Source organism: Chryseobacterium sp. Marseille-Q8038 (assembly GCF_965111995.1).
In genome coordinates this window covers 2,047,071-2,064,915 of sequence record NZ_CBCOPN010000001.1, presented here as the reverse complement: position 1 = coordinate 2,064,915, position 17,845 = coordinate 2,047,071, and the positions used below count along the sequence as shown (strand labels likewise).

The following is a 17,845-nucleotide window of genomic DNA, read 5'->3' as shown; positions in this document are numbered from 1 at the left end:
ATTTCCCTACTGTTTGAATTATTTTTTAATCATCAGATTAAAATCCAGGCTGTAAAAATATTTCTTAAAGAAAACATTTGTCATAAGTTTAAAAGTTTATTTTTTATACTTTTGCTTCCAAATTAGAATAAAATGAAAAAAGTATTAGCAATCGCATTTATCGGAGGTTTATTATTAGCAAGCTGCAAAAAAAAGCCAGATCATTCTTTACAGGATAGCAACACGATGCTTGAAGAGCCAGAAGCAACTACTGTTGTAGATTCTACGGCTAAAACTGCTGCTCCAGCTGCTGCAACTCCGGCTGCTCCTGCACCAGAAGCTGCTAAAACAGATTCTACAGCTAAGAAATAATGAAAAAAATACTTTTAGCAGGAGCTCTTGGTCTTATGATCATTTCCTGTTCTAAAAAAGAAAATACAGCAGAAGTGGCGGCTTCTTCTGAGACAGCTTCTGTTTCAGAGCCGGCAAAAACTAATCTTTCAGGTGATCAGATCATGGAAACATTGGATTGCTCGGGATGCCACTCTGTGAATGAGAGAATGATAGGACCTTCTTATAAGGAAATTGCAGGAAAATATTCCGAAAAGGATACAGAACTGCTGGCTTCCAAAATTATTGAAGGCGGAAGTGGAGTTTGGGGAAGTGTGCCTATGGCTGCCCATCCACAGGTATCTAAAGAAGATGCCAAAAAAATGGTGGAATATATTTTAAGTCAGAAGAAGTAAAATATGTCCGCTGAAAAATCCAGTCTGCACACAAGAAATCTGCATCGCAATCCCTATGATTTTGATCAGCTTATTTCTTGTGTGCCGGAACTGAAACACTATGTTTTCGAAAATGCTTATCAGACGGTAACTATTAATTTCAGCATTCCAAAAGCTGTAAAACTGCTCAATAAAGCGTTACTCTTACATTTCTATAACATCAAAGGCTGGGATATTCCCGATACCAATCTTTGTCCTCCCATTCCCGGACGGGCAGATTATGTACATTATATAGCCGATCTTTTAGCCGAACAGTCTGATAAGATTCCGACAGGAAATTTTGTAAAAGGGTTGGATATAGGAACCGGAGCCAATCTTGTGTATCCTTTAATCAGTCACAAGTCTTACGGATGGACGATGCTGGGAACCGATATTAATCAGGATTCTTTGAAAAATGCTCAAAATATTTTGGATCAAAACCCGGATCTTTCCTCTGTTATTCAATTAAAACGTCAGCCAAATGCTGATCATATCTTTAAAAATATCATTGGTTCTGAAGACAGGTTTGCCTTTACGATGTGCAATCCTCCTTTTCATGATTCTGAAGAGTCAGCAATGAAAGGGAACATCAGGAAAACAAAAAATCTTAATAAATCAAAGAAAGTAAAGCCTTTGCTAAACTTTGGCGGTCAGCAATCTGAGCTATGGTGTGAAGGAGGTGAATTGGCTTTTATCACGAAGATGATTAATGAAAGTGTATTGTTTTCATCTCAGGTTCTTTGGTTCACGTGTCTGGTGTCTAAAAAAGACAATCTCGATAAACTGACTCATCTTTTAAAGAAAGTAAAAGCCGTAGAAGTGAAAACGATTGATATGGCTCAGGGACAAAAGATAAGCAGAATGCTGGCCTGGACGTTTATTCCTCAGAAGGATAGAAGAGGGTGGCTTATGTAAAAGTTTAAGATTCAAAATTCAAAGTTTTTAGTTAAGTTACTGGTTGTTGGTTTTTTTGTTGCAAGTTTATTTCGTTGATGCTTAAAATTAAGGATAGACGTTCTAGCTCTATTAAAAAATTCACCATTCACTTGCGAAGCAAAATTCACTATTGATAGCTTCCCGAATCTTATATCCCAATATCCCGAATCTCGTATCTCAGCACCATTCCTCTTCACATTTTAAAATTTCTGAAAAAAGCATTGATGGTCAGGTCAAAAATGCCTAAATTTGTACGCTTTTAGAAAAATAAGAAATGCAATTATCAGAACAAGAAATCATTAGAAGAGAAAAGCTGAATAAGCTTACTGAAATGGGGATTAATGCGTTCCCTGCGGATGAGTATACCATTACAGATACTACAGAATCTATAAAACAGGACTTTTCTGAAAGTAAACAGGTGAAGATCGCTGGTAGATTGATGTCCCGCAGAATTCAAGGTAAGGCTTCTTTTGCTGAATTGCAGGATTCTAAAGGAAAAATCCAGGTTTACTTCAACAGAGACGAAATCTGTCCGGGTGAAGATAAAGAACTATATAATGAAGTATACAAACACCTTTTGGATATCGGAGATATTATCGGTATTGAAGGAGAATTGTTTACGACTCAGGTAGGAGAGAAGACGGTTTTAGTGAAAAATTTCGTTCTTCTTACGAAGGCATTACGTCCTCTGCCTCAGGCTAAAACTGATGAAAATGGTGTTGTACACGACGGATTTACAGATCCTGAATTAAGATACAGACAGCGTTATGTAGATTTGACGGTAAATCCGCAGGTTAAAGAAATTTTCGTGAAGAGAACAAAAATGTTCAATGCTATGAGAACCTTCTTTAATGATGCAGGATATTTTGAGGTGGAAACGCCTATTCTACAGTCGATCCCTGGTGGAGCTGCAGCAAAACCGTTTATCACGCACCACAATGCATTGGATATTCCATTATATTTAAGAATTGCCAACGAATTATATCTGAAAAGATTGATCGTAGGTGGTTTTGACGGAGTATATGAGTTCTCTAAAAACTTCAGAAATGAAGGAATGGACAGAACTCACAATCCAGAGTTTACCGCTATGGAAATCTATGTAGCTTACAAAGATTACAACTGGATGATGGATTTTACTGAGAAATTATTGGAATTCTGTGCTATTCAGGTGAACGGAAATTCAGAATCTACTTTTGGTGAACATACCATCAATTGGAAAGCTCCTTATCCAAGAGTTTCTATGACGGAAGCGATCCTGAAATATACAGGATTTGATATCACAGGAAAGACGGAGAAGGAATTATATGATTTTGCGAAATCTATCGGTATCGAAGTAAACGAGACGATGGGGAAAGGAAAACTGATTGATGAGATCTTCGGTGAGAAATGTGAAGGAAACTTCATTCAGCCGACTTTCATTACAGATTATCCGATCGAAATGTCTCCACTGACAAAGAAACACAGAAGCAAAGAAGGCTTAACAGAACGTTTCGAATTAATGGTATGCGGTAAAGAAATCGCTAACGCCTATTCAGAGCTTAATGATCCTATTGATCAGAGAGAGCGTTTTGAAGCACAGATGGCTTTATCTGAAAGAGGAGATGATGAAGCAATGTTCATCGATCAGGACTTCTTAAGAGCATTGGAATACGGTATGCCGCCAACTTCAGGATTAGGAATCGGTATGGACAGATTAATCATGTTCTTAACGAACAATGCCTCCATCCAGGAAGTATTATTCTTCCCGCAGATGAGACCTGAAAAAGCAGTTCCGCAGATTGAATTAGGTGAAGATGAAAAAGTAATCCTTGAAATCCTTAATTCTCAGGAAGAAGCAATGTCTTTAGCTGAAGTAAAGGAAAGAAGCCAGTTGTCCGGTAAAAAATGGGATAAAGCTTCCAAAACTCTGACAAAGAATAATATTGTGAAAGTAGAGAAGATTGACGAAAATCTTTTGATGAAATTAGCTTAATATAATATTAGAAATAAATGATAAAAAAGACTACCTTCTGGTGGTCTTTTTGCTTACAGTGACAAAATGTCTTTATTCTAATATTGGTGAAGTTTTTGAAATATATAATAAAAATATCATCTATGTTTGAAAAAGAAAAAATAAAAATAGAAGCGGCAATTCAAAAATGGATCTCTGAATATTTGTTAAGTGAAAATTTTAAAACAAAAAAAGGGAAAAAAATAAAAGAGGTTGAGGCGATTGAGTTTAAGGCTCTCAATTTTGAAGAAGGTTCTGATTTTAGAAATGGATTTTCTATTTATCCTGTAAATATGTATGTGAGAGCTTGGGGACTTTCACCATTAAGCACACCAAAATGTGATCTGGATTTAAAAGTTAATAAACAGTTGGTTCTAAAATATAATGAAGAAATAGGAGAGTATGAAATTTTGAATCAAAATGAGGTTGCTATTTTAGATTGTACACCTTGGTAATTATATTTCTAACTATAATCAAAAGAAAAAGGTACAGAACTATTCTGTACCTTTTTCTTTTTTCCATTTCCGAAGCTGTGTCCTGAAATTTTTAAAAGGAGCTACGGTATTGATATGAATCCATTTCCAGACCGGCCACTGAGCAGGTGTTGTTGCCCATTTTCTCTGTCCGGGAGTGAATAAAGTGTCGTGATCAAGGCTTTCTATCCAGGTGATAATTTCATTAACCTGAGTTCGCAGCAGTTCTCTTTGCTGTTGTAAGCTATGAGAACCATATTGATCATAAAAAGATTGATATAATCCTTTCAGGTTATTCCATTTATAGTCAGGAGTGGGCGTTTTTACTTCCAGGCCTTTACTTTCATCATTTTCCCATTGTAAAAGCAGATGGGTCCATCCTAACTGATAGGAAATATTTTGCGATGGAGTTTTGTCAACTCCCTGTTGAAGAAGATCTTTTTCATCTTCCTTGATGGTATTAAATTCCTGATCGTAGAGCTCATATCTTTTCCTGAGTTCCTCAATAAGCTCTGTTTTATCCTTATAGCTCTGCATTGTAAATCTATTTTCTCAACTTACTGAAAGAAGCCATCAGATAAAATAAAAACGGCAGGATAAATAAAGAACCGAGCATCAAAGCCCATCCCAATGCTGCAATAGTTTTTGGCGGCGCCATATGCTCCAATAATGAAAGATGCTGTCCGTTTCCTAATAAAATAATATCCGGATTGTGCTGATAAGTAGCAGCTACTAAAATCATCACCATTTGAAATCCCGCCAAAGCACGTACAGGAAGTAATTTCTGACGGTTCATGGCTCTTAAAATAAGCAATAATGCAATCGTTGCAAAGGCAATTGCCATAATCCCCAAAGGTTTGGAAAATACCCACATCAAAAGAGGAATATCTGAAATATAAGCGGTCACAAATACCAGAATTCCTGTAATCACAACGAAGATCATCGTCTGTTTGGATTTTCTGATCATTAATAAAAGATCAGCTTTATCACGGGTTTCTCTTAATGAAAAGATAGAAGCAAGATAGGCACAAAGCGCTACAGTAAACAAACCTACAGAAACTCCAAACCAGTTCAGCCAGCTGAAAACATACAAATCCAGAAAACCTACAGCATCAGGATTGATAGAATGCGAAACAGTTGCTGCAGCAATTAATCCCAAAAAGAAAGGCGTTAAAAGACTTGCATAGTAGAAGATCTGGGTATACAGAACCTGCCAGTTATCCTTTACTGCATCGTAATGTCTGAACGTAAATGCTGTTCCTCTCGCGATAATCCCCAAAAGCATCAAAACCAAAGGAATGTGAAGATAGGTAGACATCGTCGTATAGATTTCGGGGAATCCTACAAAGAGAATTACAATGGCGATGATCAGCCACATATGATTGGCTTCCCATACAGGCGCAATAGACTCATACATGATTTCCTGAGTCTTATTTCTGGCTTTTTTATGAGTGAAAAGCTCTACAATTCCCGCTCCGAAATCAGCACCTCCCAGAATAATATAAAGACAGATAGATAGCCAGAGAAAACCTATTACAATGTAGATCATGATTTGTTGTTTTTATCGTTAAACTGAGAGTCGGTAGGGTCGTAAAGCTTCGGTACCATTTGGATCTGTCTTTTTAAAAGGAAGATAAGAATCAATGATAATGAGACGAAAATAGCAGTAAAGAAGTAGAATGAATACTGTATTCCAGGCATTGGTGTTACCGCATCTACCGTTCTCATAATTCCGTAAATAATCCAGGGCTGTCTTCCGACTTCCGTCACTGTCCATCCTGCTTCCAGCGCAATATATCCGAAAGGGGTGGCTATTAAAAAGGTCTTTAACAGCCAATTTTTACTCAGCCATTCTTTTTTGAAGAAGAAAGCATATAAATAAATAGCGCCAATACCAATCATCACCACTCCGAAGAAAATCATAATCTGAAAAGCGTAGTGAACAACCGCAATCGGAGGCCATTCATCTCTCGGGAAATCTTTAAGACCTTTTACTTCAGAATTGAAATCATTGCTTACCAGAAAGCTTAAAACTTTTGGAATTTTTATAGCATATTTTATTTCTTCCTTTTCCTCATCAGGAATTCCCCCAATCACAAATGCAGCGCCTTTCTCAGTTTCAAAATGAGCTTCCATTGCAGCCAGTTTGATAGGTTGTCTTTCTGCTACTGATTTTGCTGCAATATCACCACTTAAAGGGGCACCAAATGCTCCAATAAGAGCAAATCCTACAGCAATTCTAAAAGCTTTGGTATGAAATTCAATGTTTCTTTTGCGCATAATCATAAAGGCATGCACTCCGGCTACAGCAAATCCTGTGGCACAAAATGCAGCAACCGTCATGTGAAGAGCCTGTGGAAACCATGCGTCATTAAACATCGCTTTAATAGGATCTATATTAAGATACTGACCGTTAATATAATCAAAACCGGTGGGAGAATTCATCCATGAGTTGGCTGCTACCACCAGAATTCCGGAAGCCAGCCCGCTTACTCCTACAAGAAATCCGCAGAACCAGTGAAACCATTTATTGAATCTTTCCCAGCCATATAAGAAGAATCCGATGGCAATAGCCTCGATGAAAAAGGCCGTTCCTTCCAATGAAAAAGGCATTCCGAAAATAGGGCCTGCATGTTTCATAAAACCGGGCCACAAAAGCCCGAGCTCAAAGGATAGCATTGTTCCGGAAACAGCTCCGGTAGCAAAAAGAATAGCGACTCCTTTGCTCCATGCTTTTGTCAGTCCTTTATATACTTCATTATTGGTTTTTAAGTATTTCCAATGGGCAAAAGCCATGAGAAAAGGCATCACCATACCCACACAGGAGAATATAATGTGAAAACCCAGAGATAGTGCCATCTGGGCGCGTGCTGCTATAAAATCATCCATAATATCAACTTTTCAGTAAATAAATTTACGCATAAATTATTGATGTTGAATATGATTTACAACAGTTGATATTTCACCCATACATTTTAATTTTGAATCTTTTATTGGAATACTTTTCCTTATGTTTTCACTAAGAAAACTCTACATTTTTTTGACACTTTTTAACTTTCATACCTCGAAAAAAATCACGATATTTGTAAGTCTTTGCATAGAGCAAGATTTTTAATATTTAATATGAGTCAAAAACAATATACAGCTAGTAGTATTCAGGCATTGGAAGGAATGGAGCACGTACGTATGCGTCCTTCAATGTACATTGGTGATGTAGGAGTCAGAGGGCTTCACCACTTGGTTTATGAAGTAGTAGATAACTCTATTGACGAGGCATTGGCAGGGTACTGTGATACGATCTTCGTTAGCATCAAGGAAGGAAACGGAATTGAAGTAAGTGATAACGGTAGAGGTATCCCGGTTGATTTCCACGAAAAAGAGCAGAAATCTGCCCTTGAAGTGGTAATGACAAAAATTGGAGCCGGAGGTAAGTTTGATAAAGACTCTTATAAGGTTTCGGGAGGTCTTCACGGGGTAGGGGTTTCGTGTGTGAATGCACTTTCTAACGAAATGGTAACTACAGTTTACAGAGACGGGAATATCTATCAACAGATATATTCTAAAGGAAAAGCACAGACTCAGGTTGAAGAAATCGGTCACAGTGATACAAGAGGAACTAAACAGTTTTTCCAGCCGGATGATACTATATTTACAGAATTAATCTATAATTACGATACATTAGCAAGCCGTTTAAGAGAGCTTTCTTACCTAAATAAAGGAATTACGATTACGCTTACCGATGAAAGAGAAAAATTGGAAGACGGTTCTTTCCGTTCAGAAGTTTTTCATTCTGAAGGTGGTTTGAAAGAATTTGTTGCTTACATCGATGGTAGCCGTGAATCTATTATGGAGCATGTGATCTTCATGGAAGGCGAAAGAGATGATATTCCTGTTGAGGTGGCAATGCGTTATAACACATCATTTAACGAAAATCTTCACTCTTACGTTAATAATATCAATACGCACGAAGGAGGTACTCACCTGGCAGGTTTCAGAAGAGCTTTAACAAGAACTTTAAAGAAATATGCTGATGAATTAGGCCTTCCGGCAAAAGAAAAAGTAGAAATTACCGGTGATGACTTCCGTGAAGGACTTACAGCTGTAGTTTCTGTAAAAGTAATGGAACCTCAGTTTGAAGGACAGACCAAAACAAAATTAGGAAACTCTGAAGTTTCCGGTGCTGTTGATAAGATTGTAGGAGAAATGCTTACTAACTTCCTGGAAGAAAACCCTAATGAAGCTAAAATCATTGTTCAGAAAGTTGTTTTAGCAGCTAAAGCAAGACAAGCAGCTAAAAAGGCTAGAGAAATGGTTCAGAGAAAATCTCCAATGGGAGGTTCTGGTCTTCCAGGAAAACTATCTGACTGTTCATCCAAAGACCCGGCTGAATCTGAACTTTTTCTTGTAGAGGGAGATTCCGCAGGTGGAACAGCGAAGCAGGGTAGAGACAGACACTTCCAGGCTATTCTACCATTAAGAGGTAAGATTTTGAACGTAGAGAAGTCTATGCTTCATAAAGTGTATGATAACGAGGAAATCAGAAATATTTATACTGCACTAGGAGTTTCTGTAGGAACAGAAGAAGATAGTAAAGCTTTAAATATGGCAAAATTAAGATACCATAAAATTGTTATCATGACCGATGCCGATATTGATGGATCTCACATTTCTACATTGATCCTTACTTTCTTCTTCAGATATATGAAGGAACTTATTGAGAATGGATATATCTATATTGCTCAACCTCCTTTATACTTATTAAAGAAAGGGAACAAAAAAGTATATGCTTATAACGAAAAAGAACGTGAAGAGTTTACTTTAGAAATGGCTCCGGATGGTAAAGGTGTAGAAGTACAGCGTTACAAAGGTCTTGGAGAAATGAACCCTGAACAGCTTTGGGAAACAACACTAAACCCTGAACACAGAATTCTGAAGCAGGTAACTATTGATAATGCAGTAGAAGCAGACAGTGTATTCTCTATGTTGATGGGGGATGAGGTACCACCGAGAAGAGAGTTTATCGAGAAAAATGCGAAATATGCAAAAATTGATGCATAAACGTTTTTAAAAATATAATAAAAAAAGCTTCTAATTATTTAGAAGCTTTTTTTATATTTGGATAAACCAAAAAAACAATAATATGTTAACTCTTTTACAAACAGATCCTTATAATGGGACAGATGCAGTGTCTGGCGCAGCCGCTGCAGGATTAGGACTCGGAACAATGTTCTTCGGCCTGCTATGTTATATATTCTATGGATATTGCATGTACAAAATCTTCCAGAAAGCAGGAAGACAAGATGCCTGGGCCGCCTTTATTCCCATTTATAATACAATTGTACTATTAGAAATCGTTAAAAAACCCATTTGGTGGATCATTCTTTTCTTTATTCCACTGGTAAACATTTTTGCATGCTGGGTAGTATATGACAGGCTTGCCAAAGGATTTTCCAAAGAAACACCTCTCTACACTATTTTGATTCTTCTTTTTGGATTTATCTTTATTCCTGTACTGGGGCTTGGAAGCGATCAATTTGATAGTAAACTGGTTCCGAATGATTAAAAAGAAAGAAAAAAAACTAAAAGACTTCAGTATTGGAGTCTTTTTTTTATGAGCAAATTTCAGGGTTGTAGAATTAATTGTACTTCTTCTTATTATTAATTCTACAATATTTGAAATACATGAATCATATTTTATTCTATTTTTGAAATGCAGACAATATGAAGTTTTACCCTTCATAAAAACAGAATAAATATTCCTTCTCCAAAATAGAATGATTATAAATATTCTGTTCTAACTTTTCAGAAATAGAAAATGAAAAGTTGATAATGTGTTCATATCCTTATAAGTACAAGTAAAATTTACTTTTTAAGTATTAGGTTGAAGGCTTCATATGTTGAAGCCTTTTATATTTTTTTTAACAGTTATTAAGATTTTATTATTTTTGTATAACTTTAATAACTATGATGAAAATATTAGTCTTGGAGGCTTTATCTACCGCCTCATTCTATTTCGGGCAGAGCGACCCTGCTTCTGCAATTTCTACGAATTCTCAAAATCAATAAAAACCGATGAAAATTAATGCTAAACTTACAGTAGCGGTGAGCTGCCTTGTATTTAATACATTTTTTGCACAGCATAAATTCCTCTCTCCGCCTTTATTTGATGAAGTTGATCTAAAAAAAACGAATTCACTTATAGAAAAAGATGCTCCTGCTGAGATTCTCTACAATAGTGTTCGATATAATATCATGAATGATAATTCTTTGGAAAAAGAGTGGTATTCAAAAATTAAAATCTACGACAAAAAGCGCTCAGAAGATTGGCTTAATATAAACATCCCTCTTCTTACCGATGAATCGCTGAGTAAGTTTGAAGTGAGAATATATAACCTCTCCAATAATAAAGTCGAAAAAATAATAATTGATAAAAAAGAACAGTTAAAAGAGAATTTTACTGAAAGGGTAAATATTTATAAACTTGCTCTACCTAATATTTCAGACGGATCTGTAATAGAATACAGCTATAAAGTGACGAGTAATAATATCTCCAATCCGGTATATTTTCTGGAATACAATATTCCGGTTGTTTATCAGGAGTATAATTTGGAATATCCTGATGAGCCTATTACGTATTCTTTTAACAGCACAGGAAGTATTTTTAAACCGAAATACCATATTTCCACTACTGAGGATCGTTTAGGAGCTTTATATAATGTTTTCAGATTTGGATATGAGGATATGAAATCTATTCAGAAGGAAAAATATGTAAAAGACCTGAATAGATTCAGAGGGAAAATTAAACCTGAACTTAAAAGGTTTTCAACCAAATATTTTACGTATAGTGAGTTCAAAGACTGGAACAACCTTGCAGACAAGCTTTATAGCTTTGATGACTTTGGAAGTTTTTTAAAAGGTAATGTGAAAGATATTCTTCCTGAGAATATTAAAACCTATTATGACCCTTTAGGAAGAGCAGATAAAATTTTCAATTTTGTTAAAGAAAATTATAGATGGAACGAGAAGACAGGAATAATGGCTTCCCAGAATCTAAGACAGCTTATCAAAACAAAATCTGGAAACAGTGCAGATATAAATCTTCTTTTGACTATGCTTTTGAGAGATGCCGGAATTGAAGCTAATCCTCTTCTGATTTCTACTGTTGACAATGGTATTCTGAATGTTATTTCACCTAATATCAATAATTTAAATTTTGTTTTGACATCCGTTAAAATTAATAATCAAATTTATTTTTATGATGCAACTTCATTTAATTCTAAGGTAAATATGCTACCAGAGAGGGATTGGAATGATTTCGGAATTTTATTGGAAGGAAAAAAAGGAACATCTCTGTCATTCTCTAATACCAATATCAGTAAAGAAGAGATGAATATCAAAGCCAGCTTAGACCTGGGAAATTCTTTAGTAAAAGGAATTTTCACACAAAAGGATAGCGGCATGTATGCAATTAACTCTTATGATGAATTTGATAGAAACAAAGATAAATATAAACAGGTGTTTCCGTCGCGATATAATATAGACGGGAAAAATGTGGAGCCAAAACTCCTGGACAATGGTGATTTTGAAACTCAGATGGCATTTTCCGATTCTAACCTGATGGATGTAATAGGAGACAAAATCATTATCAATCTAATCATGTTTTTAAATGCTGAAAAAGAATTGTTTGATCAGTCCCATGAAAGGAAATATCAGATTGACTTTATTTCTGCTTTTAATAAAGAAAAAAGAATAGAACTTGAAATTCCTGAAAATTATAAAGTGTTAAGCCTTCCGAAAGATAAAAAGATGGCTACGGATGATCAGGAAATATCTTTTTTATACAAGGTCGAAACACTTGGTAATAAAATAATAATTACCTCAAAAATAGGTATTGCCAGTCAAAATTACCCAAAAGAATACTATCCGTTTTTTAAACAAGTCTGGAAAACGATCTCTGAAACGGAAAATCAGGTCATTAGTTTGGTGAAAAAATAATACAAAATTTTAATAATTCATTTAAAATTAGCAGTAATGATGAAAATACTAGTCTTGGGGGCTTTATCTGCCGCCTCATTCTATTTTGCACAGAGCTATCCTGCCTCTGCAATTCCTGAAAATTTAAAGAAAAATGCTAATATGGTAGTCAGAAAAGATCTGACCACTGTGAACATTCATAAGATTGATGATATAAAATATCAGGTTAATACGGTAAAAACTGTTTTAAATAAAGATGGTGATGATAAAGCAGTTGCCTATATCTCCTATGACAAAGGAAACAGTATCTCTGATGTGAAAGTTACCATCTATAATGAAGCAGGAAAGAAAATAAAAAGTTTTTCAAAATCAGATTTTGGTGATTTTGCCAATAACCGTCACGGAATTTTTTATTCTGATAGCAGAATTCTGGTTTTTAATTATACTCCAACGGAATATCCTTATACAGTAGATTTCTCTTATCAGATATCAGATAAAAATACGGTTTTTATTCCTGATTTTGTACCTTTCTTTTCTACCAATACCTCCTTGGAAGAAGCGGAATTTAAAATTATCAACACCTCCGGGATAGAGCTTAGAACGAAAACATATCCGTCAAAGTTCAATTATGCATCAGTTGCAGAAAGTGGAAGTGCCAATGAAAAAGTATTTACCTATAAAAACGTTCCCGCCATTGATGATATTTCTTTAATTCCACAACCTGCCAAAATTTTACCGAAAGTAAGTTTCTCTCTGGCGAAATTTAATCTTGCAGGAAAACAGGGTACTTTGACGAACTGGACAGATTTTGGAACATGGTACTACAATAACCTTGTAGAACCTGTTGCCGTTTCTACTCCGGCTATCAAATCTGAGATAGCATCGCTGAACTTACAAGGATCTGTAGAAGATAAAGTAAAGACGATTTATCAGTATATGCAGAATAAGACCAGATACATCTACGTAGGGCTGGGAATTGGCGGATGGCTTCCAATGCTTCCTGATGAAGTGGACAAAAAAGGCTACGGAGACTGTAAAGGACTTACCAATTATATGAAAACTCTTCTTGATGAAGCAGGAGTACCTTCTTATTATTGTGTTATTAATTCCGGAGCTTCCCAGATATCTTTTGATCCGGACTTCCCAAGAATGGGAGGGAACCATGCTATTTTAATGGTACCTACAGAAAAAGGGAATATCTGGCTTGAGAATACATCCCAACAAATTGCATTCAACCACCTGGGGTACAGCACAACAGACCGAAATGTACTTTCAGTAAAGAAAACGGGAATAGAACTCATTAATACTCCTGTATATTCTGCCGAACAGAATAAAGAAAAACAGGTCATGAAAATCAAAGTAGGAGAGGATAACAGTATTCAGGGTGAAGGAAGTTTTCATTACACAGGATACCAGTATGATTATAATTTAGCATTTACCGGTTTAAGTCCCAAAGAAAGAAATGATGCTTTAAAAAGATCTTTGGATATTTTGAACTTTGAAAAAGTAGAAATGAAAAATTTTGTCAATAATAGAGACAATGCTTTCATAACCTACGATATTGATTTTAAAGCCAGCCATTATGCTAAAAAAGTAGGAAACAGTTTACTATTCAGAGCCGTTCCTATATACAATGATGCCATCCATAAAACGGACGAAAGCCGTCAGCTTCCTTTTGAAATCGGACAATCTTATGAGGATGAATATGAAATCAGTTTCAGCCTTCCCAATGGATATAAAGTAGAAGAGACTCCTGAAAATATCAACCTTAAATCTGAATATGGTTTCTATACATTAAATTTTGTAAAGAATGGAGAGGGAATCCTCGTGAAAAGAAAAATACAAATCAATAAAGGAGCTTATCCCAAAGAAAAATATAACGAATATGTAAACTTCATAAAGAAAACAATAAACATGGACAATTCAAAAATTTTAATTACAAAGGCATAATGATGAGAAAAATAGTATTGTTATTGGTTTGTTCTACAAACCTTATATGTATTAAAGCGCAAAAACATGAGTTTTTAGAGGCTCCAAAATTTTCAGAAGCAGATTTATCAAAAGTTAAATCTTTACTGGATGAAAATGCACCCGCTGAAGTTTTGTACAGATCTATACATTTCAGAGTAGATGCATCTACCGGTGATCTACACAGAGAATATATTTACAGAGTAAAAATTTACAAAAAAGATAATGCAGAAGACTTATTAAATGTAGAAGTTCCTCTTTATACGGGAGTTAATGAACATGAATCATTAACTAAATTCAAGGCATTTACCTATAATCTGGAAGGTGGAAAGGCTGTACCGGTAAAGGTTGAAAAAAGCTCCAAATATAAAAGCAAAGAAAATAAAAATACTACGGTTAACAAATTTGCTTTTCCTAATGTGAAAGACGGATCGGTATTAGAATATCAGTATGAAGTGATCACACCGTTTGCATTTCTTTATACTATTCCTGAAATCGTTATTGAGCTGGATACTCCCTCACTTTACACAGAATATGTTATGGATACGCCTGTGAGTATTTCTTATAATATTAACTATACCGGAAGCCTTACTCCTAAATATAATGAAGTTTCTGACAGAACATTATATGGTGCCCAATATAGAACATACAGATTCGGCTTTGAAAATTTGAAAGGTTTTAAAGCGGAGAAGTTCGTGAGAAATAGCAGAAACTTTCGCACAAAAATCAGTGCTGAGCTTAATTCCACCAATTTTGGAGAACTTAAATTATACTCATCTTCCTGGGAACAGATTAAGAAAAGACTTTATGATAATAATGATTTCGGAGGTGAGCTTAAAAAAACAAAACTGGCGAAAGAAAATATGCCGGCGGGAATAGCTGATATGAAAACTGACCTTGAAAAAGCAAATGCCATATTCAGATATGTTCAGAAAACATTTACATGGAATAAAGATAAAGGAATCTATACGGAAGACGGTATCAAAAAACTGATTGAAAGCAAAACAGGTAATGCTGCAGAAATTAACCTGTTCTTAATAATGCTTCTTCGTGAAGCAAATATTAAAGCAGATCCATTACTTATTTCAACGGTAGAGAACGGACTGATTAATATTGTATCTCCCAACGTTACCAACACCAATTTTGTTTTAGCAGCTGTAGAAACTGCAGGAGGTATTCAAATCTTTGATGCTACTTCAAAACAATCTTCCATGAATGAACTTCCTCTGAGAGACTGGAACCAATTTGGTATTTTGCTGGGTAAGGAGAAAGCTGTTCAACTTCAGATGGTAAATACTAAACCTGGAAATACTTACCTTACCGTAAATGCGAAAATTAATGAAGATGGCAGTGTTTCCGGTGCTTATTCTGACAGAGATACCGGTGTGTTTGCAATGTATGTGAAGGATGATTACGATGAAAACCCTGAAAAATATAAAAAGCAGTATAAAGAGAATTTTTCAATGGATTTCACGGATATTGATTCAAAAGTATTGGAGAACGGCGAGTTTGAAAGTAGCATGAAGTTTTCTTCAACGAATCTTATTGACAAAGTAGGAAAGAAAATGATCATTAATCCCATGTTGTTTTTAAATAAGAACTCCAATGAATTTGATCAGACGGAAGCCAGAAAATTCCCTATCGATTTTGGATCACCAACGACCAAAATAAAAAAGGTGATTCTTGAAATCCCTGAAGGATATGTGATTGAGGAAATGCCTAAAGAGAAAAAAATTGTTACAGAAGATAAAGAAATAGAATACAACTATTCTGTAAAACAAATAGGAAATAAACTGGAGATTACCACTACCTCAAAAATTAGCAGTTCAGATTATCCGAAAGAATATTATCCTGCATTTAAACAAATCTGGGGAGTTGCTTCAAAATTTGAAAATCAGGTGATCAGCCTTGTTAAAAAGTAATGTTTGGCAGGAGTTAAACAAAAAAATAAAATTTTTTCGAAAACCATTCATCTTTTGAATGGTTTTTGTATTTGATACCCCAAAAATAAAATTATGAAAAATACGATTGCTGTTATAGCATTATCTTCTTTCTTGGCAGTTGCCGCCTGTAAAAAAAATGAAACGGCGGCAAAAGCAGAGAATATAGAAAACAAAAAAAGTGAAGAATTTGTAGTAGACTCTGTAAAAGTCAGTGACTCTACAAAAATTACAGACTCTTTAAAAGTGAGCTACACTTCAAAGCTGTTGGTTTTTCCTACTTTAAAAGATAAAAAGCTACTGGACAGCATCTATTTCCAGAATGAAAAAATTAAAGATTTCTCCAAAACCGGTCTTCAGGCTTATCTGGATAGTGAAAAGAATAGTTATTTCAACTCTGTCAAAAAAGATAATAAAGACTGGGCTTCAGACGTTACCTATGCTCAAAACTGGTATTCAAGCTCCCATATGAATCTTATTTCTAATATAAACGGCTATATGCATATCCAATATGTAGGAAGCGGATATGAAGGAGGAGCGCATGATAACTACGGATTTTCCGAAAGGGTTTTTGATCTTAAAAACAGCAAAAAATTAGAATTAAAAGATATTACTTCATTACCTAAAAATAAGATTGAAGCCATTCTGATGAAAAATATTGATAAAATTAACAGCGGAACAATGGATGGAGATGGAGAAGTGAAAAACTCAGAGATGCTTTTAGTGGATAAAATTCCGGCCTCTGATAATTTTTATTTTGATGATAAAAACCTGTATTTTCACTATAGTCCCTATGAAATTGCCGCTTTTGCAGCCGGAGACATTACAATTCCTGTTTCATGGGAAGACCTGAAAGGCACTTTAAATGCAGAATTTAAAGAAAGAATGAAAATTAAGTAAATTAATGCTTCCAGTTCTGGAAGCATTTTTTAATTTTGTGGCAATGGACAAAGTAGCTTTTATTATCAATCCTTTTTCGGCCAAAAAAAATTATCAGCCGTTTTTGAACGAACTTAAAGCAAAGGTTAATGATCCTTTGTATTATGTTTCAGAATCTATTGTCGGAACCGATGAATTTATTCAGGCTCATTTCGAACAGGTAGATATTTTTGTAGCAATAGGAGGAGATGGTACCATTTCTACAGTAGCCAAAAACCTTATTAATACAAACAAAATTCTGGCTATTTTTCCGGCCGGTTCAGGAAACGGATTTTCCAATGAAACTCGATTCAGTAAAAATCTTGATGAACTGTTAGAGAAAATAAAAGTTAAAAACTCCAGAAAGATTGATACTTTTACTGTAAACGACAGGCTTTCCATCAATGTTTCGGGAACGGGATTTGATGGTAAAGTGGTGAAAGAGTTTGAAAAAACAAGCCGTGGATTCAAAAACTATATTAAGGTTTCCCTGAAAACATTCTTCAATTATAAACCCATCAAGGTAAAATTTGTTGATGAAGAATACCAACAGTACAACGGCCGTTATCTGATGATGAACATTGCCAATACGCGTCAGTTTGGGAACAATGCTTACATTGCACCAAAAGCCAGTAAAAGTGACGGTTTGGTAGATATGGTTTTGGTGAAAAAATTTCCACTGACCTATTCTGCGCTGTTTGCTTTCAGAATGTTTACCAAAAGACTGAAAGATGATGAATATGTGACTTATCTTCCAGTCTCTGAAATAACATTTAAAGTGAATACCAAAAACTGGCATCTGGATGGTGAATTTAATAAAATCAAATCACCGGTTCATGTTAAAGTACAGCCAGCGAGTTTGAATATTCTGGTGTAGGGTACAGGTTGTTGGTTGTTTTTGTT

General features: G+C 35.2%; 15 protein-coding genes. 12 read left to right on the top strand and 3 right to left on the bottom strand.

Going from position 1 to position 17,845, the window contains the following annotated elements; all coding sequences use genetic code 11:
- Window positions 1-132 precede the first annotated feature (132 nt).
- From ACWPWS_RS09580 to ACWPWS_RS09560, 5 genes are all read left to right on the top strand, one after another.
- Complete coding sequence (locus tag ACWPWS_RS09580) at window positions 133-351, top strand: hypothetical protein (protein ID WP_110009423.1); 219 nt, start codon at window positions 133-135, stop codon at window positions 349-351.
- The gene (locus ACWPWS_RS09575) at window positions 351-725 is read left to right on the top strand and encodes a c-type cytochrome (protein ID WP_454046321.1); all 375 of its coding nucleotides are present in this window, start codon (window positions 351-353) and stop codon (window positions 723-725) included. The genes ACWPWS_RS09580 and ACWPWS_RS09575 overlap by 1 nt, the downstream gene beginning before the upstream one ends.
- Window positions 726-728: 3 nt before the next feature.
- A complete protein-coding gene (gene rlmF, locus ACWPWS_RS09570; RefSeq protein WP_454046320.1) occupies window positions 729-1,658 on the top strand; it encodes a 23S rRNA (adenine(1618)-N(6))-methyltransferase RlmF in 930 nt (309 codons plus the stop codon).
- Between the two features lie 295 nt (window positions 1,659-1,953).
- Window positions 1,954-3,651, top strand: a complete 1,698-nt coding sequence (lysS, locus tag ACWPWS_RS09565; RefSeq protein ID WP_454046319.1) for a lysine--tRNA ligase — start codon at window positions 1,954-1,956, stop codon at window positions 3,649-3,651.
- A gap of 122 nt (window positions 3,652-3,773) precedes the next feature.
- On the top strand, window positions 3,774-4,124 hold the full coding sequence (locus ACWPWS_RS09560; protein ID WP_454046318.1) for a hypothetical protein: 351 nt from the start codon (window positions 3,774-3,776) through the stop codon (window positions 4,122-4,124).
- A 39-nt stretch (window positions 4,125-4,163) separates the two neighbouring features.
- On the opposite strand, the gene ACWPWS_RS09555 is transcribed toward ACWPWS_RS09560, so the two are convergent.
- Genes ACWPWS_RS09555 through ACWPWS_RS09545 form a run of 3 tightly spaced genes read right to left on the bottom strand, consistent with a single transcriptional unit; the run spans window position 4,164 to window position 7,031 of the window.
- Entirely contained in the window at window positions 4,164-4,679 is a 516-nt protein-coding gene (locus ACWPWS_RS09555) for a ClbS/DfsB family four-helix bundle protein (RefSeq protein WP_454046317.1), read from the bottom strand.
- 7 nt (window positions 4,680-4,686) lie between these two features.
- Window positions 4,687-5,691: a cytochrome d ubiquinol oxidase subunit II gene (locus ACWPWS_RS09550; RefSeq protein ID WP_034695999.1), complete on the bottom strand. Its 1,005-nt coding sequence runs from the start codon at window positions 5,689-5,691 to the stop codon at window positions 4,687-4,689.
- On the bottom strand, window positions 5,688-7,031 hold the full coding sequence (locus tag ACWPWS_RS09545; RefSeq protein WP_454046316.1) for a cytochrome ubiquinol oxidase subunit I: 1,344 nt from the start codon (window positions 7,029-7,031) through the stop codon (window positions 5,688-5,690). The genes ACWPWS_RS09550 and ACWPWS_RS09545 overlap by 4 nt, the downstream gene beginning before the upstream one ends.
- A gap of 234 nt (window positions 7,032-7,265) precedes the next feature.
- Here ACWPWS_RS09545 and gyrB point away from each other — a divergent pair, with 234 nt between their 5' ends.
- The 7 genes from gyrB (at window position 7,266) to ACWPWS_RS09510 (ending at window position 17,819) form a co-directional block, all read left to right on the top strand.
- Window positions 7,266-9,200: a DNA topoisomerase (ATP-hydrolyzing) subunit B gene (gene gyrB, locus ACWPWS_RS09540; RefSeq protein WP_454046315.1), complete on the top strand. Its 1,935-nt coding sequence runs from the start codon at window positions 7,266-7,268 to the stop codon at window positions 9,198-9,200.
- A gap of 82 nt (window positions 9,201-9,282) precedes the next feature.
- Window positions 9,283-9,705, top strand: coding sequence for a DUF5684 domain-containing protein (locus tag ACWPWS_RS09535; RefSeq protein ID WP_209785236.1), 423 nt, complete (start codon window positions 9,283-9,285; stop codon window positions 9,703-9,705).
- A 509-nt stretch (window positions 9,706-10,214) separates the two neighbouring features.
- On the top strand, window positions 10,215-12,137 hold the full coding sequence (locus ACWPWS_RS09530; protein ID WP_454046314.1) for a transglutaminase domain-containing protein: 1,923 nt from the start codon (window positions 10,215-10,217) through the stop codon (window positions 12,135-12,137).
- 36 nt (window positions 12,138-12,173) lie between these two features.
- The gene (locus ACWPWS_RS09525; protein WP_454046313.1) at window positions 12,174-14,066 is read left to right on the top strand and encodes a DUF3857 domain-containing protein; all 1,893 of its coding nucleotides are present in this window, start codon (window positions 12,174-12,176) and stop codon (window positions 14,064-14,066) included.
- Window positions 14,066-16,006: a DUF3857 domain-containing protein gene (locus ACWPWS_RS09520; protein WP_454046312.1), complete on the top strand. Its 1,941-nt coding sequence runs from the start codon at window positions 14,066-14,068 to the stop codon at window positions 16,004-16,006. The genes ACWPWS_RS09525 and ACWPWS_RS09520 overlap by 1 nt, the downstream gene beginning before the upstream one ends.
- A gap of 93 nt (window positions 16,007-16,099) precedes the next feature.
- Complete coding sequence (locus tag ACWPWS_RS09515; RefSeq protein ID WP_454046311.1) at window positions 16,100-16,924, top strand: RsiV family protein; 825 nt, start codon at window positions 16,100-16,102, stop codon at window positions 16,922-16,924.
- A 43-nt stretch (window positions 16,925-16,967) separates the two neighbouring features.
- Window positions 16,968-17,819 (top strand): diacylglycerol/lipid kinase family protein, encoded by an 852-nt coding sequence (locus tag ACWPWS_RS09510; protein ID WP_454046896.1) that lies wholly within the window; start codon window positions 16,968-16,970, stop codon window positions 17,817-17,819.
- Window positions 17,820-17,845: the final 26 nt, after the last annotated feature.